Genomic DNA, 20390 nt, shown 5'->3' with positions numbered 1-20390 from the left:
AATGGACAATGGCTGGATCGTCGTCGCCGTTCTTGCCATCCTCATCCTGCTGGTCGTTGCCGTGCGCACACGCCTTCTCGCCATGTTCGGCTATGAGCTGTCGCGCATCGAGCCGCAGCGCTCGAGCCAGGATGAGTTGCGCGGTGCTGTCGACGATTTCCGCCGCGACGGCCAGGTGGTGCGCGAGGACCGCGACCGTATCGGCGGCCTGTTCGACCTCGAAGAGCTCGAAGTCTCCGATATCATGGTCCACCGCACCAACATGCGCTCGGTCAATGCCGACAACGCCCCGGAAGCAGTGGTGCGCGAGATCCTGCAGAGCCCGCACACCCGCATGCCGCTGTGGAAGGGCTCGCTCGACAACATTGTCGGCGTGCTGCACGCCAAGGATCTGCTGCGCGCGCTGAACGAAGTCGGCAACGACTTTTCCAAGATCGACGTGATGAAGATCGCCTCGAAGCCCTGGTTCGTGCCCGACACCACGACCTTGCAGGAACAGCTCAACGCCTTCCTGCGCCGCAAGGCGCATTTCGCCGTCGTCGTCGACGAATATGGCGAGGTCGAAGGGCTGGTGACGCTGGAGGACATCATCGAGGAGATCGTCGGCGAGATCGCCGACGAGCACGATGTTGACATCCAGGGCGTCAAGCAGGAGGCCGACGGTTCCGTCGTCGTCGACGGCAATGTGCCGATCCGCGACCTGAACCGGGCGCTCGACTGGAACCTGCCGGACGAGGAGGCGACCACGATTGCCGGCCTCGTCATCCACGAGGCGCAGTCGATCCCCGAGGAGAAGCAGGCTTTCACCTTCCACGGCAAGCGCTTCATCGTCATGAAGCGCGACAAGAACCGGATCGCCCGGTTGAGGATCAGGCCGATCGCGTAGCGCCACTTTCGGCCACCTTACCGATCCTTCATTGGAACTTCGGCGTCCCGGTGCATTTTGCGCCGGGCAGTCAGGAGAAGATGATGATCGATCGGCGAACCCTGCTTCTGGCTTCGATGGCGGCTTTTGTGCCGGCCACGACGCTCGCGCGCCAATCCTCACCATCTCCCAAAACCTTCGACTACGGACCGGCCAAGCTCGACATCTATGCGCCCGACGGCGCAAGCGGGTTGCCTGTCGTCTTCTTCGCCCATGGCGGGGCCTGGGAGTTCGGCAAGCGCAGCCAGGTCGGCGCTAAGCCGGCCTTCCTGCTCGCCAACGGCTTCTGCTTCGTCTCCATCGACTACCGCATGCTGCCCGAGGCCGATGTCGCCACGCAGGCCAGTGACGTCGAAAAGGCCTATGCCTATGTCAGCGCAAATATCGCCAAGCATGGTGGCGACCCCAAGCGCGTTGTCGGCATGGGCCATTCCGCCGGCTGCCATCTGATCGCGCTGACCGGCATGCGCGGCGGGCTGCCCGGCGTCGCCGGCCTGCTTCTCGACGACACCAGGGCCTATGATCTTGCGGCGCTCGAGAAGAATGGCCGCATGGTGCGTGCCTATGCGCGGGTCTTTTCCGACCCTTCGCAATGGGCGGCACTTTCGCCCGCCAGCTATGTCGATGGCCGCAAGCATCCGCCGACCTTCATCGCGTATTCGGGGGCGTCAGGCCGTGGCGAGGAGTCGAAAGCCTTCGCCGAGCGCTTGCGCGCCACGGGCACCGAGGTAACGCTGTTCGACGGCAGCGCCTATACGCACATGTCGATCAACCGCGATTTCGGCAGGGATGGCGACGCGCTGACCGCTGCCGCCCTGGCCTTCCTGAAATCGACGGTCGGCTGATCGCTGTCGACTTCCGCTCGCCAACTTCTGCGACTGGATCATGCCAAAAGCGGCGGCGGGATATTGCCGTGCGGACATCCCTAAGTGCATTTGGTCCTCATGACTTGGAGAAAAATTGCATGAATGGCGCCGATGTCCTGTGCGACGTGCTGCTGGCCAACGATGTGACGGTCTGCTTTGCCAATCCCGGCACCTCCGAAATGCATTTCGTTGCGGCACTCGATCGCAAGCCTGAGATGCGCTGCGTGCTTGGCCTGTTCGAGGGCGTGGTGACGGGCGCGGCCGACGGCTATGCGCGCATGACTGACCGCCCGGCCGCGACTTTGCTGCACACCGGTCCGGGCCTCGCCAATGGGCTGGCCAACATGCACAACGCCCGGCGTGCGTTCAGCCCGACGATCAACATCGTCGGCGACCACGCTTCCTATCATTTGCCGCTCGACGCGCCGCTCACCAGCGACATCGAAGGCCTGGCGGCGCCGATGTCCAACTGGGTTCGCCGCATCGCCGGGCCGGCCGATGTCCAGCCGGCCACGGAGGCGGCCTTCCGCGCCTCGCTGACGCCGCCCGGGGTCACGACGCTGATCCTGCCGGCGGATGCCGCCTGGGGCGATGCTGCCCCGGCCTCGCCGGGCAAGGTCATCCTTTCGCCGCCACCGGCCGTCGATAGCGACGCCGTGCGCGCGACCGCCGCGGCGATCCGTGCGGCTTCCGGCCGTGTCGGCATGATCGTTCGCGGGCGAGCGGCGCGCGCCGATGCGCTGGAGATCGCCGGCCAGATTTCGGCGGCCTGCGATGTCCAATTGTTCAGCGAGGTCCTGATCGCGCGGATGCAGCGCGGGCGTGGGCGCGTCGCGCCGACACGCATCCCCTATCCGATCGATGCGGCGACGGCGCTGCTGGCGGATATCGACGTGCTGGTGCTGGTCGGCGGCAAGGAGCCGGTTGCCTTCTTCGCCTATCCAGGAAAACCGGGGCGGCTTGTCCGCGACGGCTGCCAGGTGCTGACGCTCGCTGCCCATGGGCAGGATCTGCGTGCGGCGCTGGAAGCGCTGCGCGACGAACTCGGCGTCAAACCATCGCAACCGACCGACTTCGCAACCGCTTTTCCCGACGAGGCCGCGCCGCGCGGCGGGCTGACGGAAGACGCCATCGCGCTGTCAGTGGCGCGCAAGCTGCCGGAAAATGCGATCGTCTGCGACGAAGCAGTCACTTCGGCCCGGCGTTTCTTCGCCCTGTCGGCCTTTGCCGCGCCGCATGACTACCTGATGGGCACCGGCGGATCGATCGGCGGCGGCATCCCGATGGCGACAGGAGCGGCGATCGCCTGTCCCGACCGCAAGGTGATCAATCTGGAGGCCGACGGCAGCGGCATGTACACGGTGCAGGGCCTGTGGACGCAGGCGCGGGAAAATCTCGACGTGGTGACGATCGTCTTTTCCAACCGCACCTACGCGATCCTGCATGGCGAGATGAAGAATGTCGGCGTCAACGCGATCGGCGAGAATGCCAGGCGCATGCTCGACCTCGACCATCCCGCGCTCGACTGGGTGTCGCTGGCCAAGGGCATGGGGGTGGAGGCGGCGCGCGCCGACACATGCGAGCGGTTCGACGCGCTGCTGGACAGTGCCCTGTCACGGCGCGGGCCGTTCCTTATCGAAGCAGTGATCTGACCGCGCCGCGGAGGGTCGGGGCGGATTGAGCTACCAGCGGATCTTTTCGCCGGGCGCCGCCGGTTCGATCGCCAATGCATGAACGCCGGCCTTCAGTTCGTCGGCGAGCAATTCGTTGACGGCGCGGTGGCGGTCGATGCGGCTCATGCCGGTAAAGGCGGACGAGACGACGCGAACGCGAAAATGCGTCTCGCCGGTGCCGTCATAAGCGCCATGATGGTCCGAGCCATGGTGATGGTGGCCGGCGTGGAGATGGCTTTCGTTGATGATGACCAGCCGCTCCGGCGAAAATGCCTTGTTGAGCTTGTCTTCCATGGTCGCCTGTATGGACATTGCCGTCTCCGTTCACCACATATGGCTGGCGCGCTAGCCTGGGGGCCACTATCGCGCAACTAAATCCGCAATTCGCCTGCTTTATGCCGCGATTCAGCGGTTAGGGCGATGATCGCGGAAATGTCAATTCTTGTTTCGCATTTGCGAACGCCCCATAAATGGGTGAAATGAAGCCGTACCCCAAATATTTCGAGAAGATTCGCATCCGCCCGGAGAAGGATGCGGAGCTGAAGTCGCACTCGCCGATCTGCCAGTGGGACGGCTGCAAGGAGCCTGGCACCCATCGCGCGCCGGTCGGGCGCATGAAGGAGGGCGAGTATTTCCGCTTCTGCTTCGATCATGTGCGCGAGTACAACAAGGGCTTCAACTACTTCTCCGGCGTGCCGGACACCGAGGTCGCGCGCTTCCAGAAGGAGGCCATGACCGGCCATCGACCGACCTGGAAGATGGGCGTCAACGGCGCCTCGACACGTTCGTCACCCGATATGGCGCAGATGCGCTCCGGCCGTGCCGGCTATTACAACCGCATGCGCGACCCGTTCGACCTGTTCAAGGGGCCGAAGGATCCGCGCGAGGCGCGCGAGCGCAAGGCCAAGCCGCTTGAGGCCAAGGCGCTGGAAACGCTTGGCCTTGATACAAAGGCGACTGGCAAGGATATCAAGGCGCGCTATAAGGAACTGGTGAAACGCCACCATCCGGATGCGAATGGCGGCGACAGAGGTTCGGAAGACCGGTTCCGCGATGTGCTGCAGGCCTATCGCGTGCTCAAACAGGCGGGCCTGTGCTGAGCGACCCTACGGTTTGTGTCGCTTTCCAACTTTCATAAGGTTGGAAAAGGCTCTAAGACCGCCCCCGAACAAAATCGATTGCCGGCGAAACGGGACGTTTCGCCCGTGGAGACGTTGAGAGATATGAACAAGGTCGATCGCGACATCGCCAACCTGCCCGACACGACGGTGTCGGTGAAGGATAAATTCGGCTTCGACTCCAAGATGGTGGTTCCGGCCTATTCGGTGACATCGGAACATGTGCCTGACGTCGATCCCGACTATCTGTTCGACAAGGCAACGACGCTGGCGATCCTGGCGGGCTTTGCCTACAACCGCCGCGTCATGGTGTCGGGCTATCACGGCACCGGCAAGTCGACCCATGTCGAACAGGTCGCCGCCCGTCTCAACTGGCCCTGCGTGCGCGTCAATCTCGACAGCCATGTCAGCCGTATCGACCTCGTCGGCAAGGACGCTATCGTCGTCAAGGACGGGCTGCAGATCACCGAATTCCGCGACGGCATCCTGCCCTGGGCCTACCAGCACAATGTCGCGCTCTGCTTCGACGAATATGACGCCGGGCGTCCGGACGTGATGTTCGTCATCCAGCGCGTGCTGGAATCGTCGGGCCGGCTGACGCTGCTCGACCAGAGCCGGGTCATCCGTCCGCATCCGGCCTTCCGGCTGTTCTCGACCGCCAACACGGTCGGCCTCGGCGACACGACCGGCCTCTATCACGGCACGCAGCAGATCAACCAGGCGCAGATGGACCGCTGGTCGATCGTCACCACGTTGAACTACCTGCCGCACGACAACGAGGTGAACATCGTGCTGGCCAAGGCCAAGCACTATCGCGACAACAAGGGCAAGGACATCGTCAACAAGATGGTGCGCGTCGCCGACATGACGCGCTCGGCCTTCATCAATGGCGATCTGTCGACCGTGATGAGCCCACGTACCGTCATCACCTGGGCCGAGAACGCCGAGATTTTCGGCAATATCGGCATGGCGTTCCGGCTGACCTTCCTCAACAAGTGCGACGAGCTGGAGCGCTCGGTGGTGGCCGAGTTCTACCAGCGCGCCTTCGGCGAGGATCTGCCCGAGAGCGCCGCCAACGTGGTGCTGGGCTAAGCAGAGCCTCGATGGCGGGTCCGGGCGACAACACGCGCAACAAGTCGAAGACGGGGTCTGAAGCCGACGGCTTCAAGCGCGCCGTCACCGTCTGCATGCGCGCCATTGCCGGCGACAAGGACATGGAAGTCGGCTTCGCCAAGGACAGGCCGGCGCTCGCCGGCAGCCGGGCGCGCTTGCCGGAACTTCCGAAGAAGGCATCGAAGACCGATATCGCGATTACCCGCGGCCTCGGCGATTCCATGGCGCTGAAGCGCGCCTGCCATGATGCGCGCATCCACACCAAGCTGGCGCCGGAAGGCAAGGCGGCGCGCGCCATCTATGACGCGGTCGAGCAGGCCCGTGTCGAGGCGATCGGCAGCCGCGCCATGCAGGGCGTTGCCGACAATATCGGCTCGATGCTGGAGGACAAATACGCCAAGGCCAACCTTGTCGACGTCAAGGACAAGGCCGACGCTCCGATCGAGGAAGCGCTGGCGCTCATGGTGCGCGAGAAGCTGACTGGCCGGGCGGTCCCGAAAAGCGGCGAGCGGCTGGTCGAGCTCTGGCGCCCCTGGGTCGAGGAAAAGGCCAAGGCCGACCTCGACGGCCTGTCGGCTAAGCTCGACGACCAGCAGGCGTTCGCCCGCGTCGTGCGCGAGATGCTCGCCTCCATGGAGATGGCCGAGGAACTCGGCGACGACCAGGAGACGGAAGATTCCGAGGACAATGACGACAACCAGCCGCAAGGCGAGGAGCAGAGCGAGGAGGGCGGGGAAGACGATTCCGGCTCCGAGCAGTCGCAGTCCGAGGACGCCGAGGCTTCGGCCGATGACGAGCAGTCGTCCGAGACGGAAGCCTCCGACGCCACCGCCGACGATCTGTCCGATGACGACGATGCGGATGCCGAAACGCCCGGCGAGGCGCGCCGCAACGACAACCCCTTCACCAATCTGCCGAAGGAAATCGACTACAAGGTCTACACCGCCGCTTTCGACGAGACGGTCGGCGCCGAAGAGCTTTGCGAAGAGGAAGAGCTCGACCGGCTGCGCGCCTTCCTCGACAAGCAGCTGGCCAATCTGTCTGGTGTCGTCGGGCGGCTGGCCAACCGGCTGCAGCGCCGGCTGATGGCGCAGCAGAACCGGTCGTGGGATTTCGACCTGGAAGAGGGCTATCTCGACCCGGCGCGGCTGGTGCGCGTCGTCATCGACCCGATGCAGCCGCTGTCCTTCAAGCAGGAACGCGACACCAAATTCCGCGACACGGTGGTGACGCTGGTGCTCGACAATTCGGGCTCGATGCGCGGCCGGCCGATCACGGTCGCCGCCACCTGCGCCGACATTCTTGCCCGTACGCTGGAACGCTGCGGCGTTTCGGTCGAGATCCTCGGCTTCACCACGCGGGCGTGGAAGGGCGGGCAGGCGCGCGAGAAGTGGCTGAAGGACGGCAAGCCGCCGAACCCCGGCCGCCTCAACGATCTGCGCCACATCATCTACAAGTCGGCCGACCATCCGTGGCGGCGGGCAAGGCGCAATCTTGGCCTGATGATGCGCGAAGGCCTGCTCAAGGAAAACATCGACGGCGAGGCGCTGCTGTGGGCGCACAACCGCCTGATCGCCCGGCCCGAACAGCGGAAGATCCTGATGATGATCTCGGACGGTGCGCCGGTCGACGATTCGACGCTTTCGGTGAATCCCGGCAATTATCTCGAACGCCATTTGCGCGCCGTCATCGAGCTGATCGAGACGCGCTCTCCGGTGGAGCTGCTGGCCATCGGCATCGGCCATGACGTTACGCGCTATTATCGCCGCGCCGTCACCATCGTCGATGCCGAGGAACTGGCCGGCGCCATGACCGAGCAACTGGCCTCGCTGTTTGCCGAGGAAAGCGCGCGCGACACGCGGCGCGGCGGCATGCGGCGCGCCGGATGATCCTTTCGCGCGGCGGGTTTCGGCAAACGCTCTTCGCCGCCATCGCCCTGTTCGCCGGCGTGGCTTCGGCGCCAGCCGGTGCGGTTGGCTCGGCCTCGGTTGAACCCATCGAGGTTTCGTCCCGCCCGATCACCGAGTTCCGCATTGGCCGGACCGACAAGCAGTTCGGCGCGCTCGAATTCGTCGGCGGGCTGGAAATGACCTCGAAATTGCGTGATTTCGGCGCGCTGTCGGCCCTCCGCTTTCTGAAAGCGGGCAGCGATTTCATCGGCGTGGCCGACACCGGCTACTGGTTTTTCGGCACGGTGGCCCGCGATGCCGACAGGCGGCCCGTGGGCATCCAGAACTTCCGCATGCAGCAGATGGTCGACCAGGGCGGCCAGCCGATCGACGAGAAATGGGAAGTCGACGCCGAAGGCCTTGCGGTCAAGGATGGCATCGCCACCGTCGGCTTCGAGCGCAACCACCGCGTCGCCCAGTTCAAGATCGATCCGACTGATATGAAGGCGCCGTACCGGCAGCTGGATTTCCTGGTGCCGGCGCGCGAGCTGCGCCAGAATCGCGGCTTCGAGACCGTTACCCATGCCAATGCCAACGGCCAGCATCAGGGCGGTCTGGTCGTGGTGTCAGAGAAAAGCCTCGACAGAGCCGGCAACATCTACGCCGCCATCATCGAAGGGCCGCACAAGGGCGTCTTCACCGTCAAGCGCAACGGCGACTTCGACATCACCGACGGCGCCTTCCTGCCGGACGGCGACCTTTTGCTGCTGGAGCGCAGTTTCACCATGGCGGGCGGGCTCAAGATGCGGCTGCGGCGCATCCATGGCGAGAGTGTCGAGAAGGGCGCCGTCGCCGACGGACCCGTGCTGCTGGACGCCGACATGGGCTACCAGATCGACAATATGGAAGGTCTCGACGTCTGGACCCGCGATGACGGCGCGGTGATGGTGTCGCTGATCTCCGACGACAACCACTCGATCCTGCAGCGCAACCTCTACCTGGAATTCGTCCTGCATCAGGACTGAGAAGCGGTCCAACTGCCAAGCTGAAGCGTTTTCAACGGCGGGTTCGATCTGGTCAGGCGCCTTCCCGGGAGCCGTTGGTGGCGATCCAGATGACGTGGCGCGCGCCGCGCTTGCCGTTGGCGCGCGTGTTGACCTCCTCCACGGCGAAGCCTGCCTGCTTCAGCCGCCGCGTGAAGCCGCTGTCAGGTCCTTGCGACCACACCGCCAGCACGCCGCCCGGCTTGAGGGCAGTGCGTGCGGCGCCGAGGCCTGCGAGGCTGTAGAGCGCGTCATTGCCCTTGTGGACGATGCCTTCGGGGCCGTTGTCGACGTCGAGCAGGATGGCGTCCCAGGTCGCGGACCCAGACCGGATCAATTGCCCGACATCGGTCTCATGGATGGCGACGCGGGGGTCGTCGAGACAGCCGCCAAACACCTCCGCCATCGGGCCGCGTGCCCAGGCGACGACCGCCGGCACCAGTTCCGCGACAACGATGCCGGTATCCTTGCCAAGTTCGGCCAGAGCGGCGCGCAATGTAAAACCCATGCCGAGGCCGCCGATCAGGATCCTCGGCTGGCGATGGCCCGCAATCCTTTGGCACGACAGTTTCGCCAGCGCTTGCTCGGAGCCGCTGAGGCGGCTGTTCATCAGTTCGTTGGTGCCGAGCATGATCGAGAATTCGCTGCCGCGACGCTTGAGGCGAAGTTCCTGGACACCATCCCCGGTCTTTGCCGAATCGAGGTGAACCCAGGGGATCATGGTTTAAACGGCCAGCGCCGGCTGGCTCCAGCGAGCGGCGAGCAGCCGATAAGGGATGAGCGCGACCACCGCGATGATCAGCTTCACCGAGAGATCGCCCAGCGCCCAGGAAACCCAGCGCATGGCCTCGACGTGGAAGACGCCCATCAGCGGCGCCGTCTCGAGCGCGAAACTGTCGTTCGGGCCAGCAAAAGCGAAAGCGGCCGAGAAAGCGACGGTGAAGAACACCATGGTGTCGAAGACCGACCCGACCAGTGTGCCGACGATCGGCGCGCGCCACCAGCTCTGCCGGCGCAGCCGGTTGAACACGGTGACGTCGAGCAGTTGCGCGGACAGGAACGCCGCGCCTGAGGCGGCTGCGATGCGCACCAGCCGGGCGGCCGCGGTCTCGAATTCGATCAGGCCATGGCGAAACAGGAAGGGCGGGACAAGGATCGAGCAGACCACCGCCGTCATGAAGCCGACGAAGACTATGCGGCGCGCCACGGCAGGGCCATAGCGGCGGTTGGCGAGGTCGGTGACCAAGAAGGAAAAGGGATAGGTGAAAGCCCCCCAGGTCAAAAGGTCGGCCAGCGACAGGCCGCCGATCTGGCCCTGCATCGGGAACTGCACGAGAATGTTCGATGCCACGACGACAAGCGCCATGGCGGCCACGAAGGGCAGATATCGCGAGAAGGAAGTCATTTTTTTATCCTGGGTAATGGAACCAGAGGAGCATCATGCCCATCGGGCGCTGCTCGCTTCGTAGTCGAGCACCGGATTGTCGAACCTTGCGGATCCATCCGATGCTCAAGGCCAACAAAGTTGGCCCGGGCGGTCCCCCGCCTTTATACGATGTCAGGCAGCGACCTGTTCGGCCAGCTTCTTGGCAATCTGCTTCTTCAGCAGGCGCGCGCGCTGCGACAGCTCCTTGACGTCGGCCTTGGCCAGGAAGGCGTCGAGGCCGCCGCGATGTTCGACCGAACGCAGCGCGTTGGCCGAAATGCGCAGGCGCACATTCTGGTTCAGCGCTTCCGAGATCAGCGTCACATTGACGAGATTCGGCAGGAAGCGACGCTTGGTCTTGTTGTTGGCGTGGCTCACATTGTTGCCGGTCTGGACTGCCTTGGCAGTGAGTTCGCAGGTGCGGGACATAATTCTAACCTTCAATTCTCTCGGGACCTGCCAAACCTTTGTGCCCACGCCGGGTGGCGCGCGGTTCTGGTCAGGCGGCCTTATGGAAAAAGTTGGCGTTCCATAGTTGCATTTCACCGGGGCGTCAAGCTCCGGGTTCGCCACGGAAGCGCCCGGCATTTCATATTAAGGCCGGATTTCATCCTATAAGCGGTCTCATAGGGACACGCCAGACCGGAGTCGCCCGCCTCCGGCCGAAAATCAAGGATCCAATCCCGCCATGCTTCGTTTGTCTCACGCGCTTGTTGCCGTGCTCGCCGTCGCCTTGCCGTCCGCCGCGTCGGCTGCCTCGCCGCAGTCGTTCAAGGGTGAGTACACGGTGTCATTCCTTGGTCTCTCGATCGCGAAATCGACCTTCTCCAGCCATTACGAGAACGGCGCCTACGCGATCGAAGGTAGCGTGACGGCTGCGGGCCTCGCCAAATTATTCGACGACACGCGCGGCACGGTCTCGTCGAAGGGCACGATTTCCGGCAAGAAAATGGTGCCCCAGGCGTTCCGTGCCGATTATACCTCCGGCAAGAAGGTGTCGGCGATCGACATTCGCTTTGCCAACGGCGCCGTCACCTCGACGCAGGTCATCCCGGCGCCTGGCAAGCGCGATCCCAACGACTGGGTGCCGATCGGCGCCGGCGACCTGGCATCGGTACTCGATCCGATGGCCGCCACCGTCATCCACGCCGACAGCCTCGATCAGGTCTGCGGCCGCACGGTCAAGTTCTATGATGGCGAGATGCGCGCCGACCTGACGCTGACCTATGATTCGAAAGGCACCATCTCGGTGCCGGGCTACAAGGGCGACACCATCACCTGCCGGATGGGTTTCGACCCGGTGGCCGGCTATCGCAAGGGCCGCAAGGCGCTGAACTATCTCAGGAACAAAAGCCGGATGATGGTGACGTTTGCACCGCTCGGCCAAACCGGCGTATATGCGCCGATCCACGCTACGGTAGGGACCCAGATCGGTCCGCTGACCATAAGCGCGAGACGGTTCGAAGCAGTCGAGTAATCTTACGCAATTTCGGGACGACCACCGCCACGCGGTTTCCCGAGATTGTGGTGGGCGCCTCGGTGCGCTGTCGGGGGCAGAAATGGGGCGCGCAACACTGATCGGTTTTTCAGCGGTCGCCATGTGGGCGCTTCTGGCGCTGCTCACCGATGCGTCCGGCAAGGTGCCGCCGTTCCTTTTGTCGGCGCTCACCTTCTCGATCGGCACCGGCGTCGGCCTTGTCGCGCGGTTGTTCATGCCGGCCGCCGAGAGGAGCCAGAAAATACCGCCGCAGGTCTGGCTGATCGGTATTGCCGGCCTGTTCGGCTACCACTTTTTCTATTTCACAGCGCTGCGCAACGCGCCGGCGGTGGAGGCGAGCCTGATCGCCTATCTGTGGCCGCTGCTGATCGTGCTTGGCTCCGCCCTTATGCCGGGCGAAAAACTGGCGTGGAACCATGTCGTCGGCGCGTTGCTCGGCCTGGCCGGCACCGTGCTGATCGTCACCAAGGGCGGCGGGCTGGCCTTCGATGCGCGCTACGCCTTCGGTTACGCCATGGCGGCCGTCTGCGCCCTGCTCTGGTCGTCCTATTCGCTTTTGTCACGGCGCTTTCCCTCGGTGCCGACCAGCATCGTCACCTGGTTCTGCGCGGCGACCGCCGTGCTGTCGCTCGTCTGCCATCTGGCGCTGGAACAAACCGTTCTGCCAAATGGCGCGGGCCAGTGGCTGGCCGTGCTCGGACTTGGCCTGATGCCGGTGGGTGCGGCCTTCTATGCCTGGGACATCGGCGTCAAGCGCGGCAACATTCAGGTGCTGGGCGCGGCAAGCTACTTGGCGCCGTTGCTCTCGACGCTGGTGCTGATTGCGGCCGGCGTTGCCGAGCCGTCGCTGCGTATCCTCGCCGCCTGCGTGCTCATCACCGGTGGCGCGGCCCTGGCGGCGAAGTCGCTGTTCCTGCGCAAGCCGGCCCAGGCCGAGAGCCAAGCCAAGGCATCCGAAAGCGGAGCCGCGGCATGACGATGCCGTTTGCCGGCGGCATCGACGCCAATGCCAATGCGACGCTGATCTTCTCGCTGGTGGCGGCGGTGATCTATGCCTTCACGCTGGGCATGCCGCCGAGCCTCGCCCGCTCCGCGGCCAAGACGCTCGCGGTCGCGATGCTTGCCGTGCTTTCGGCGCTGCAAAGCGGCCCGCTGCTGCTGGTCGCGGCCCTTGCGCTCAGCGCGGTGGGCGACGCGTTCTTGTCGCGCGACGGCGAAAAGGCGTTTCTCGGTGGGCTCGCCAGCTTCCTTGTCGCCCACATCGTCTACATCGCGCTGTTCCTGCGCAGCGGCGGCGGGTTGGGACTGCTTGGGGCCGAGCCCTGGCGCGGGGCGATCGCGCTGGCACTGGCGGTGTTCGTCATCGTCATGCTGGCCGCGCTCTGGCGCCGTGTCGGCCCCGGCCTGCGCGTGCCGATCGCCATCTATGTCGTGGCGATCCTGGCGATGGGCATGGCGGCGCTGACCACCAACAGCGCCTGGGTCATCGGCGGCGCGGTGCTGTTCATGGCATCGGACGGTCTGCTGGCTACCGAGAAATTTCTGGTGGCGGCCATCTCGCCGCATCGCGCCTGGATGCGTTTGGCCGTCTGGGTGCTGTACTACGCAGCCCAGCTTGGGATTACGCTGGGGTTCCTCCTGGGTTAGGATTCCAGCCCGGCTCGGCCAGTTCGAAGGCGGCGAAATCAAAGCCCGGCGCGACGGTACAGCCGACCAGCGTCCATTCGCCCAGGCTGCGCGCCGACTGCCACCAGCCCGCCGGCACGACGATCTGCGGCCGTTCGCCGGCCGCGAGGCCGATGCCGAGCACCTGCTCAATGACGGCAGCGCCTTCTTGCCACATCGACAGCGCCAGCGGCGCGCCGGCATGGAAATGCCAGACCTCGGCTGCGTCCTTGACCCGATGCCAGGCCGAAAGCTGGTGCTGTTCCAGCAGGAAATAGATGGCGGTCGAATGGCCGCGCGCTCCGCCGGCCTCGTCACGAAAGGTTTCCGCGTACCAGCCGCCTTCCGGATGCGGCTTCAGTCCGAGGGTGGCGATGATTTCTGCTGCGCTGGTCATCGGTCGGAGCTGCTCAGAAATTGTCCTTGCGCTTGCGGATCTCGGCGAACACCTCGGCGTCCCCGGCCTTTTCCATGCCGAGATGCTTGCGGATCGCCGGATCGTGCCAGCGCAGGAAGGGATTGGTCGACAGTTCCTCGCCGACCGTCGTCGGCAGTGTCGGCTTGTTGTCGACCCGCAGTGCCTCGATCCTGGCGGCGCGCTCCTTCAAGGCCGAATTGGTCGGGTCGACGGTCAGCGCGAAACGGGCGTTGGCGAGCGTGTATTCATGGCCGCAATAGATCGTCGTCGCGGCGGGAAGGGCTGCGAGTTTCTTCAGCGAGTCGTACATCACCGGCGGCTTGCATTCGAACAGCCGCCCACAGCCCAGCGCAAACAGCGTGTCGGCGGTGAACGCCACCTGCGATGCCGGCAGATAATAGGAGACATGGCCGGCGGTATGGCCGGGTGTGGCGATCACCTCGATGCGCTCGTCGCCAAGATGAAGGACGGAGCCCTCCTCGACGGTTTCGTCGATGCCGGGGATCTTGGCCTTTTCCGCCTCCGGGCCGACGATGCGCAGCTTGAAGCGCTCCTTCAGCGCCAGATTGGCCTCGACGTGGTCCATATGATGATGCGTGGTCAGGATCATCGTCGGCGTCCAGCCGGTGCGCTTGATCGCGGCCAGGATCGGCGCTTCCTCGGGCGCGTCGATGATCGCCGTCTGCCCGCTTTTGGGGTCATGCACCAGCACGCCGAAATTGTCGCTCCGGCACATGAACTGTTCGATTTCGACCGCCATCTCGGCTTTCTCCATTGTCGCCGCAGACATAGGGCGCCAGCGCGGGAATGTCATCCAGGGATGTCGAGTAACATCTCGTGACGCGGACCTCTTTCGAGGCCTTTTGTTGAAACACGCCGATATCGCGGCTACATCCCTCACATGCATTCCGACATCGTCGACCTTCGCTCCTTCTATTCGACAACGCTTGGCCGGTTCGCCGAGCGTTCGATCACCATGGCACTGTCGTCGATATGGGCGGCTGTCCCCAATGAACGGCTGGTCGGGCTCGGCTATACCTTGCCCTGGCTGGAGCGTTTCGGCTCCGATGCGGAGCGGGTCTTTGCCTTCATGCCGGCGACGCAGGGTGCCGTGGTCTGGCCGGCAGCCGGGCCGACGGCGACCGCTTTGGTCTTCGACGAGGAGCTGCCGCTGGTCGATTCCTGCATCGACCGCATGCTGCTCGTCCATTCGCTCGAACATGTCGAAAATCCGCGCGAGACGCTGAACGAGATCTGGCGGGTGCTGTCGCCCGCGGGGCGCGTCGTCATCGTCGTGCCCAACCGACGCGGTGTCTGGGCGCGCTTCGAGCACACACCGTTCGGCAATGGCCGGCCGTTCTCGCGCGGGCAACTGACGGAACTGCTGCGCGAGGCGAATTTCACGCCGGCCGCCTGGTCGGATGCGCTGTTCTTCCCGCCATCGCGGCGGCGCTTCATGATGCGCTTCCACAATGTGCTGGAGCGCGCCGGCCGGCGGCTGTGGCCGATCTTTTCGGGCGTCATCGTCGTCGAGGCGCAGAAGCGGCTCTATCAGGGCGTGCCGGTCGCCCAGCGCGCCTCGCGCCGCGTCTTCGTGCCGGTGCTGTCGCCACACGGCGCGACGCGGCTCGGCCGCCGGGCCGAGGCGACCGGCGGGGCCATGCCGTCTCGCCAGGTGAAACCTTCGTGATCGTGCTAGAAACGCGCGCGGCGCGTCCCTCCTCGACCTATCTGTCGTGGTGAACTCGCAACCTGCCGGATATGCGGATGCCGTCACCATGCGGTTTCAGCATCGCACCTGAACGCAAGGACCTCTGACATGGCTGATCAACTTGACAATCAGGCCACCGTTCAGCCGGTCGCTGTCGAGGCCAGCAGCCTGCGTGATCAGGTTGCGACGATCAGGCGGGCGCTGGTGGTGTCGCCGGTCCGCAAATGGCTGCTGTGGACGTCGGTCGGCATCATGGCCGTCATCATCGCGACCTCGATCGGCCAGGTCCTGCTCAACCGCTGGAACCAGCCCTTCTACGATGCGCTGGCACGCCGCGACATGGCGGCCTTCGTGCACCAGCTCCTTGTCTTTGCGATGATCGCCGGCGGGCTGCTGGTGCTCAATATCGGCCAGACCTGGCTCAACCAGATGATCCGGCTGAAGCTGCGCGAGGCGCTGACGCTCGACCTGATCGACCAGTGGATGCGGCCGGCACGCGCCTTCCGGCTGGCCAATGCCGGTGCCATCGGCGTCAATCCCGACCAGCGCATGCAGCAGGATGCGGCGCATCTGTCCGACCTGTCGACCGATCTCGGCGTCGGGCTCCTGCAGTCGCTCATCCTGCTCGTGTCCTTCGTCGGCGTGCTGTGGGAACTGTCTTCGGGTTTCGTCTTCCACATCAACGACTGGTCGCTGGCCATACCGGGCTACATGGTCTGGGCGGCGTTCCTCTATGCCGGCACAGCCTCCTGGCTGAGCTGGCTGGTCGGCCGGCCGCTCATCAAACTGAACAGCGACCGCTACACACGAGAGGCGGAGCTGCGCTCCTCGATGGTGCGCGTCAACGAAAATGTCGATGCCATCGCGCTGTACCATGGCGAGGCCGACGCCAGGCAGCGGCTCGAACTCGACCTCGGCACGGTGCTGGGCGCCATGCGGCGCATCTATACCGCGCAGATCAACCTGTCCTGGGTGACCGATACCTATGGCTGGATTACCGTCGTGGCGCCGATCCTGGTTGCCTCGCCCGTCTATTTCTCGGGCGATATCAGCTTTGGCGGGCTGATGATGGCGGTCGGCGCCTTCAACCAGGTCCATTCCTCGTTGCGCTGGTTCATCAACAATATCGGCAGCATCGCCGATTGGCGGGCCACGCTGATGCGTGTCGCCGACTTCCGCATCGCGCTCGATGAAACCGATGTGCTGCACGACACCGAAAGGCGCATCACTTTCGATCAGAACGCCAATGGCAGCCTGACGTTCGAGAAGCTCCAGGTGGCCTCGCCGGAGGGCTGCACTAAGCTCTCCGAGCAGCATGTCGAGATCCGCGCCGGCGATCGCGTGATGATCACCGGCGAACCCGGCGCCGGCAAGACGCTGTTCTTCCGCGCCATTGCCGGCCTGTGGCCCTGGGGCAGGGGAAAAATCGGCCTGCCGGCCGGAGAACCCCTCATCTTCGTGCCACGCGTGCCGTATTTGCCGGCCGGCACGTTGCGCGACGTGCTCAATCACGCCAACGGGCATGCGCCCGCGAGTGACGCCGACATTGTGGCGGTGCTGGCCGAGGTTGGCCTGGAACGGCTGTCGTCCTCGCTCGACCGCGTCGGGCGCTGGGACCATGAACTGGGCGATGACGAGCAGCGCTTGCTGGGCGTGGCCAGGCTCGCCTTGCGGCAGCCGAAATGGGTGATCATCGACGAAGCCATGGATGCGTTCGACGGCCCCTCGCTGCGGCGTGTTCTGGCGATGCTGGAAAAGCATCTGAAGGGCGCCACGATCATCAACATCGGGCGCGGGCAGCACAATATTCAGTTCTTTCCGCGCGGCCTGACGATCGTCAAGGATTCCGGTGCGCCAGCGCTGAAGCCCGCCCACGTCAGGGCCGGCGCCATCGATCCGCCGCCGGTCGCGGTCCGCCGCAAGAAGTAGGGCCGTTTCCCGCACTCTCGCTGCAAGCTTTATTTCGCCGCGATCGCGAAGGAAGATTTCCCCGAGAAACAAAACGTGGCGGTGGCGATGCTTGATGCTCTGCGCCTGCTTGCCTGTCTTGCCTGTGTCCAGCCAACGCCCGTTGCCTCGCCATCGGGTGCGTTGACTGTCGACGTCGAATTGGTGTTGGCGGTCGATATATCCCTGTCGATGGACGAGAAGGAATTCGCCCTGCAACGCGCCGGCTATGTCGAAGCGCTGCGCCATCCCGACTTCATCCAGGCCGTCCGGTCCGGCAATACCGGCCGCATCGCGATTGCCTATTTCGAATGGGCCGGCACGGTGCGCGACGACGCGGTCATCGACTGGCAGATCATCGATGGCGCGCAAAGCGCCAACAGCTTTGCCGACAAGGTGGCGGCGCGCCCGTTCCGGAGTTTTCGCGGCACCTCGATTTCCACGGCAATTGCCTTCGGCACGGGGCTGTTCGGCAGGACGAATTTCGCCAGTGAGCGCAGCGTCATCGATATATCGGGCGATGGCCCCAACAATATCGGGCCGCCGGTCACCGCGACGCGCGATGCGGCAACCGCAAAAGGCATCGTCATCAACGGCCTGCCGATCCTGATCAATCCATCGCCCACCTTCAAGCATCTCGACCAGTACTATGCGCAGTGCGTGACCGGCGGACCCGGCTCTTTCGTGCTGCCCATCCACTCGGCTGCCGAATTTTCCACCGCCATCCGGCGCAAGCTGATCCTCGAAGTGAGCGGTATTCAGGACAAGGCCAGGATCATCCCCGTCGACGCGGACGCGCCGATCGACTGCCTGCAAGGCGAACGCGACAGGCGGTTCCTGTCGGATCCGTATTTTCCGGAACTCGACCGCTGAAATTGCGCAAGCGCGCCTGCGGCCAGCCGTGGAAGGCGCCGATTCCATTACCCCAGGCGTAATCGCATCGCGATCGCCGCTCCGGCAGATTGCCCTTGCGAGGCCGCTTGGTCGGTCTCGATGCCAAGAGACGCGCCTTATCGTTTCAGCAGAAACACCGCCTGCTGGCCAAAGAAGTTCCAGAACCACCAGGGCATGGACAGGCCGATCTTCTGGCCGGCGGCGTCGAGCGCGGTCGCCTTTTCCACCGTCGCGCCAAGCTCGTCGCACAGGTTGACGAAGTCGCGGATGGTGCAGAAGTGGATATTGGGGGTGTCGTACCAGGAATAGGGCAGGTCCTGGGTCACCGGCATGCGGCCCTTGACGAACAGCGACAGACGCACCCGCCAATGGCCGAAATTGGGGAAGGAGACGATCGCCCGGTTGCCGATGCGGAGCAACTCGTCGAGCACCAGCTTCGGGTTGCGGGTGGCCTGCAAGGTCTGCGACAGGACGACGAAGTCAAAACCCTTGTCGGGATAGAACTCGAGATCCTTGTCGGCGTCGCCTTGGATGACGGAGAGGCCGCGCGCCACGCATTCGTTGACGCCGCGCTGCGACAGTTCCAGTCCGCGGCCGTCGACCTGCTTGGTGTCCTGCAGCAATTCAAGCAGCGAGCCGTCGCCCGAACCAACATCGAGCACGCGGGACTGCGGTGGGATCAGATTGGCGACGACCTCGAGGTCGACGCGCTGGCTGCCGTTGACGCTCATGATGTCGTCTCCTTTGCGGCGCATGATCCCGATCCTGAAAGGCTGCAACTTTCCGGGGTCATGCGCTTAGCCCTCTCGCCCGCGCCGCGGAGCCGATGAAGCCGTTGATGGCGGCGAACAGTTCCGGCTCGTCGAGCAGGAAGGCATCGTGGCCACGGTCGGTCTCGATCTCGACGAAGGACACGGACGCGCCGGCGGCGTTGAGCGCGTGCACGATCGAGCGGCTTTCTTCGGTCGGAAACAGCCAGTCCGATGTGAATGACACCAGGCAGAAGCGGGTCTTGGTGCCGGCAAAGGCATCCGCCAGCCGCCCGCCATGATCGGCGGCGAGGTCGAAATAGTCCATCGACCGCGTCATGTAGAGATAGGAATTGGCGTCGAAGCGGTCGACGAAAGTCATGCCCTGGTGGCGCAGATAGCTTTCGATCTGAAAATCGGCGTCGAAGCCGAACGTCAGCGCTTCGCGGTCCTGCAAGTTGCGGCCGAATTTTCGATGCAGGGCGGCTTCGGAGAGATAGGTGATGTGGGCGGCCATGCGCGCCACCGCCAGGCCTTTTTCCGGGCGCTTGCCGTGTTCGAAATATTTGCCGCCATGCCAGTCCGGATCGGCCATGACGGCCTGCCGGCCGACCTCGTGGAAGGCAATGTTCTGTGAGGAATGGCGCGCGCCGGTGGCGATCGGCAGCGCCGAAAAGACGCGCTCGGGATAGCTCGACGCCCATTCCAGCACCTGCATGCCGCCCATCGAGCCGCCGAGCACGCAGAACAGTTTCTCGATGCCGAAATGGTCGATCAGCATCTGCTGCGCCCGCACCATGTCGCGGATAGTGATGACGGGCAGGTCAAGCCCATAGGGCTTGCCGGTGGCGGGGTTGGTGGAAGCTGGCCCGGTGGAGCCCAGGCAGCCGCCGATGACGTTGGAGCAGATGACGAAGAAACGGTTGGTGTCGATGATCCTGCCGGGGCCGATCAGCACTTCCCACCAGCCCGGCTTGCCGGTCACCGGATTGGTGCTGGCGACATGCTGGTCGCCGGTCAGCGCATGGCAGACGAGGATGGCATTGGAGCGGGCATCGTTCAGCGTGCCGTAGGTCTGGTAGGCGATCTGGAACGGCGACAGCAGCGTGCCGGCGTCGAGCTTGAGCGGCTTGTCCGCCCCGAAGCGCAACACCGGGCTCGACGGCTGGTCGGCCTCGTTGTTGGTCTTTCCTGCGCGCAGAGCGGCCATTCTCGTCTCACCTATTGCATCATATCGGGCGAAAAATCGCCGCCGATGCGTCCGTCCGGCCGGCCGCGGACAATAAAAAACCGGCATTGCCATTCGCAAAGCCGGTTACGTCACGCAAACGGCCCTTTAGCGAATTGTTTAACGTGGCTGCAAGCCGACCGGCCAAATCACCACGGAACTGTTGCTGCCCTTCTAGAACTCGCCCGCCCTGCCGTCAATGCCGACATCCGGGCCGCTGCTGGCAC

The 20390-nt window shown here is 64.4% G+C and carries 21 protein-coding genes and 1 riboswitch; of the genes, 13 read left to right on the top strand and 8 right to left on the bottom strand.

What is annotated here, in order from left to right:
* The first annotated feature begins 1 nt into the window (after position 1).
* The 3 genes from CK227_RS06300 to CK227_RS06290 all read left to right on the top strand — a co-directional run bounded on the left by CK227_RS06300 (position 2) and on the right by CK227_RS06290 (position 3443).
* On the top strand, positions 2–886 hold the full coding sequence (locus CK227_RS06300; RefSeq protein ID WP_095772238.1) for an HlyC/CorC family transporter: 885 nt from the start codon (positions 2–4) through the stop codon (positions 884–886).
* A gap of 83 nt (positions 887–969) precedes the next feature.
* Positions 970–1770 carry an alpha/beta hydrolase gene (locus CK227_RS06295; RefSeq protein ID WP_095772364.1) on the top strand — a complete coding sequence of 267 codons (801 nt, stop codon included), beginning with the start codon at positions 970–972 and terminating at the stop codon, positions 1768–1770.
* A gap of 119 nt (positions 1771–1889) precedes the next feature.
* Positions 1890–3443: an acetolactate synthase large subunit gene (locus tag CK227_RS06290; protein WP_095772239.1), complete on the top strand. Its 1554-nt coding sequence runs from the start codon at positions 1890–1892 to the stop codon at positions 3441–3443.
* Between the two features lie 30 nt (positions 3444–3473).
* Here the strand turns inward: CK227_RS06290 and CK227_RS06285 are convergent, their stop codons facing one another.
* On the bottom strand, positions 3474–3776 hold the full coding sequence (locus CK227_RS06285) for a BolA family protein (protein WP_095772240.1): 303 nt from the start codon (positions 3774–3776) through the stop codon (positions 3474–3476).
* Between the two features lie 158 nt (positions 3777–3934).
* On the opposite strand from CK227_RS06285, the gene CK227_RS06280 reads away from it, so the two are divergent.
* The 4 genes from CK227_RS06280 (at position 3935) to CK227_RS06265 (ending at position 8609) form a co-directional block, all read left to right on the top strand.
* Positions 3935–4564 carry a J domain-containing protein gene (locus CK227_RS06280; protein ID WP_019861454.1) on the top strand — a complete coding sequence of 210 codons (630 nt, stop codon included), beginning with the start codon at positions 3935–3937 and terminating at the stop codon, positions 4562–4564.
* 123 nt (positions 4565–4687) lie between these two features.
* Positions 4688–5674, top strand: coding sequence for a cobaltochelatase subunit CobS (cobS, locus tag CK227_RS06275; protein WP_095772241.1), 987 nt, complete (start codon positions 4688–4690; stop codon positions 5672–5674).
* An 11-nt stretch (positions 5675–5685) separates the two neighbouring features.
* Entirely contained in the window at positions 5686–7584 is a 1899-nt protein-coding gene (gene cobT, locus CK227_RS06270) for a cobaltochelatase subunit CobT (RefSeq protein WP_095772242.1), read from the top strand.
* Complete coding sequence (locus CK227_RS06265; RefSeq protein WP_095772243.1) at positions 7581–8609, top strand: esterase-like activity of phytase family protein; 1029 nt, start codon at positions 7581–7583, stop codon at positions 8607–8609. Before cobT ends, CK227_RS06265 begins: the two co-directional genes overlap by 4 nt.
* 52 nt (positions 8610–8661) lie before the next feature.
* Here CK227_RS06265 and CK227_RS06260 read toward each other — a convergent pair whose 3' ends face one another.
* The 3 genes from CK227_RS06260 to rpmB form a co-directional block, all read right to left on the bottom strand.
* The gene (locus CK227_RS06260; protein ID WP_095772244.1) at positions 8662–9348 is read right to left on the bottom strand and encodes a spermidine synthase; all 687 of its coding nucleotides are present in this window, start codon (positions 9346–9348) and stop codon (positions 8662–8664) included.
* A 3-nt stretch (positions 9349–9351) separates the two neighbouring features.
* Positions 9352–10032, bottom strand: a complete 681-nt coding sequence (locus CK227_RS06255) for a queuosine precursor transporter (protein WP_095772245.1) — start codon at positions 10030–10032, stop codon at positions 9352–9354.
* A gap of 153 nt (positions 10033–10185) precedes the next feature.
* Positions 10186–10482, bottom strand: a complete 297-nt coding sequence (rpmB, locus tag CK227_RS06250; RefSeq protein WP_010911765.1) for a 50S ribosomal protein L28 — start codon at positions 10480–10482, stop codon at positions 10186–10188.
* 259 nt (positions 10483–10741) lie between these two features.
* Between rpmB and CK227_RS06245 the strand changes: the two genes are divergently transcribed.
* From CK227_RS06245 to CK227_RS06235, 3 genes are all read left to right on the top strand, one after another.
* Positions 10742–11530 (top strand): DUF3108 domain-containing protein, encoded by a 789-nt coding sequence (locus tag CK227_RS06245; RefSeq protein ID WP_095772246.1) that lies wholly within the window; start codon positions 10742–10744, stop codon positions 11528–11530.
* Between the two features lie 82 nt (positions 11531–11612).
* Positions 11613–12527 (top strand): EamA family transporter, encoded by a 915-nt coding sequence (locus CK227_RS06240; RefSeq protein ID WP_095772247.1) that lies wholly within the window; start codon positions 11613–11615, stop codon positions 12525–12527.
* Positions 12524–13198 (top strand): lysoplasmalogenase family protein, encoded by a 675-nt coding sequence (locus tag CK227_RS06235; RefSeq protein ID WP_095772248.1) that lies wholly within the window; start codon positions 12524–12526, stop codon positions 13196–13198. The genes CK227_RS06240 and CK227_RS06235 overlap by 4 nt, the downstream gene beginning before the upstream one ends.
* On the opposite strand, the gene CK227_RS06230 is transcribed toward CK227_RS06235, so the two are convergent.
* Positions 13173–13613, bottom strand: a complete 441-nt coding sequence (locus CK227_RS06230; RefSeq protein ID WP_095772249.1) for a cupin domain-containing protein — start codon at positions 13611–13613, stop codon at positions 13173–13175. The genes CK227_RS06235 and CK227_RS06230 overlap by 26 nt on opposite strands.
* 13 nt (positions 13614–13626) lie before the next feature.
* Positions 13627–14394: a hydroxyacylglutathione hydrolase gene (gene gloB / locus CK227_RS06225; RefSeq protein ID WP_095772365.1), complete on the bottom strand. Its 768-nt coding sequence runs from the start codon at positions 14392–14394 to the stop codon at positions 13627–13629.
* Between the two features lie 141 nt (positions 14395–14535).
* Between gloB and CK227_RS06220 the strand changes: the two genes are divergently transcribed.
* The 3 genes from CK227_RS06220 to CK227_RS06210 all read left to right on the top strand — a co-directional run bounded on the left by CK227_RS06220 (position 14536) and on the right by CK227_RS06210 (position 18165).
* Entirely contained in the window at positions 14536–15324 is a 789-nt protein-coding gene (locus CK227_RS06220) for a methyltransferase domain-containing protein (RefSeq protein WP_095772250.1), read from the top strand.
* A 129-nt stretch (positions 15325–15453) separates the two neighbouring features.
* A complete protein-coding gene (locus CK227_RS06215) occupies positions 15454–17274 on the top strand; it encodes an ABC transporter ATP-binding protein/permease (RefSeq protein ID WP_095772251.1) in 1821 nt (606 codons plus the stop codon).
* 87 nt (positions 17275–17361) lie between these two features.
* A complete protein-coding gene (locus CK227_RS06210; RefSeq protein WP_095772252.1) occupies positions 17362–18165 on the top strand; it encodes a DUF1194 domain-containing protein in 804 nt (267 codons plus the stop codon).
* Positions 18166–18302: 137 nt separating this feature from the next.
* Here CK227_RS06210 and metW read toward each other — a convergent pair whose 3' ends face one another.
* Both metW and CK227_RS06200 read right to left on the bottom strand, forming a co-directional pair.
* Positions 18303–18917, bottom strand: coding sequence for a methionine biosynthesis protein MetW (gene metW, locus CK227_RS06205; protein ID WP_095772366.1), 615 nt, complete (start codon positions 18915–18917; stop codon positions 18303–18305).
* A 58-nt stretch (positions 18918–18975) separates the two neighbouring features.
* The gene (locus CK227_RS06200; RefSeq protein WP_095772253.1) at positions 18976–20145 is read right to left on the bottom strand and encodes a homoserine O-acetyltransferase; all 1170 of its coding nucleotides are present in this window, start codon (positions 20143–20145) and stop codon (positions 18976–18978) included.
* Positions 20146–20251: 106 nt separating this feature from the next.
* A riboswitch (SAM riboswitch) is annotated at positions 20252–20329 on the bottom strand.
* Between the last annotated feature and the right edge of the window lie 61 nt (positions 20330–20390).

Origin of the sequence: Mesorhizobium sp. WSM4308 (assembly GCF_002294905.1) — a bacterium.
Lineage (GTDB): Bacteria > Pseudomonadota > Alphaproteobacteria > Rhizobiales > Rhizobiaceae > Mesorhizobium.
Note: the sequence above shows the minus strand (reverse complement) of the source record. Positions and strands in the feature narration are given on the sequence as shown.

What these genes read in the sequence shown, in the direction of transcription:
- cobT (WP_095772242.1), top strand. Translation starts at nt 5,686, where the DNA reads ATGGCGGGTCCGGGCGACAACACGCGCAACAAGTCGAAGACGGGGTCT.
- CK227_RS06230 (WP_095772249.1), bottom strand. Translation starts at nt 13,613, where the DNA reads ATGACCAGCGCAGCAGAAATCATCGCCACCCTCGGACTGAAGCCGCAT.
- CK227_RS06285 (WP_095772240.1), bottom strand. Translation starts at nt 3,776, where the DNA reads ATGTCCATACAGGCGACCATGGAAGACAAGCTCAACAAGGCATTTTCG.
- CK227_RS06220 (WP_095772250.1), top strand. Translation starts at nt 14,536, where the DNA reads ATGCATTCCGACATCGTCGACCTTCGCTCCTTCTATTCGACAACGCTT.
- CK227_RS06215 (WP_095772251.1), top strand. Translation starts at nt 15,454, where the DNA reads ATGGCTGATCAACTTGACAATCAGGCCACCGTTCAGCCGGTCGCTGTC.
- CK227_RS06210 (WP_095772252.1), top strand. Translation starts at nt 17,362, where the DNA reads ATGCTTGATGCTCTGCGCCTGCTTGCCTGTCTTGCCTGTGTCCAGCCA.
- CK227_RS06240 (WP_095772247.1), top strand. Translation starts at nt 11,613, where the DNA reads ATGGGGCGCGCAACACTGATCGGTTTTTCAGCGGTCGCCATGTGGGCG.
- CK227_RS06290 (WP_095772239.1), top strand. Translation starts at nt 1,890, where the DNA reads ATGAATGGCGCCGATGTCCTGTGCGACGTGCTGCTGGCCAACGATGTG.
- metW (WP_095772366.1), bottom strand. Translation starts at nt 18,917, where the DNA reads ATGAGCGTCAACGGCAGCCAGCGCGTCGACCTCGAGGTCGTCGCCAAT.
- rpmB (WP_010911765.1), bottom strand. Translation starts at nt 10,482, where the DNA reads ATGTCCCGCACCTGCGAACTCACTGCCAAGGCAGTCCAGACCGGCAAC.
- CK227_RS06260 (WP_095772244.1), bottom strand. Translation starts at nt 9,348, where the DNA reads ATGATCCCCTGGGTTCACCTCGATTCGGCAAAGACCGGGGATGGTGTC.
- CK227_RS06255 (WP_095772245.1), bottom strand. Translation starts at nt 10,032, where the DNA reads ATGACTTCCTTCTCGCGATATCTGCCCTTCGTGGCCGCCATGGCGCTT.
- CK227_RS06245 (WP_095772246.1), top strand. Translation starts at nt 10,742, where the DNA reads ATGCTTCGTTTGTCTCACGCGCTTGTTGCCGTGCTCGCCGTCGCCTTG.
- gloB (WP_095772365.1), bottom strand. Translation starts at nt 14,394, where the DNA reads ATGGCGGTCGAAATCGAACAGTTCATGTGCCGGAGCGACAATTTCGGC.
- CK227_RS06280 (WP_019861454.1), top strand. Translation starts at nt 3,935, where the DNA reads ATGGGTGAAATGAAGCCGTACCCCAAATATTTCGAGAAGATTCGCATC.
- CK227_RS06235 (WP_095772248.1), top strand. Translation starts at nt 12,524, where the DNA reads ATGACGATGCCGTTTGCCGGCGGCATCGACGCCAATGCCAATGCGACG.
- CK227_RS06300 (WP_095772238.1), top strand. Translation starts at nt 2, where the DNA reads ATGGACAATGGCTGGATCGTCGTCGCCGTTCTTGCCATCCTCATCCTG.
- CK227_RS06200 (WP_095772253.1), bottom strand. Translation starts at nt 20,145, where the DNA reads ATGGCCGCTCTGCGCGCAGGAAAGACCAACAACGAGGCCGACCAGCCG.
- cobS (WP_095772241.1), top strand. Translation starts at nt 4,688, where the DNA reads ATGAACAAGGTCGATCGCGACATCGCCAACCTGCCCGACACGACGGTG.
- CK227_RS06295 (WP_095772364.1), top strand. Translation starts at nt 970, where the DNA reads ATGATCGATCGGCGAACCCTGCTTCTGGCTTCGATGGCGGCTTTTGTG.
- CK227_RS06265 (WP_095772243.1), top strand. Translation starts at nt 7,581, where the DNA reads ATGATCCTTTCGCGCGGCGGGTTTCGGCAAACGCTCTTCGCCGCCATC.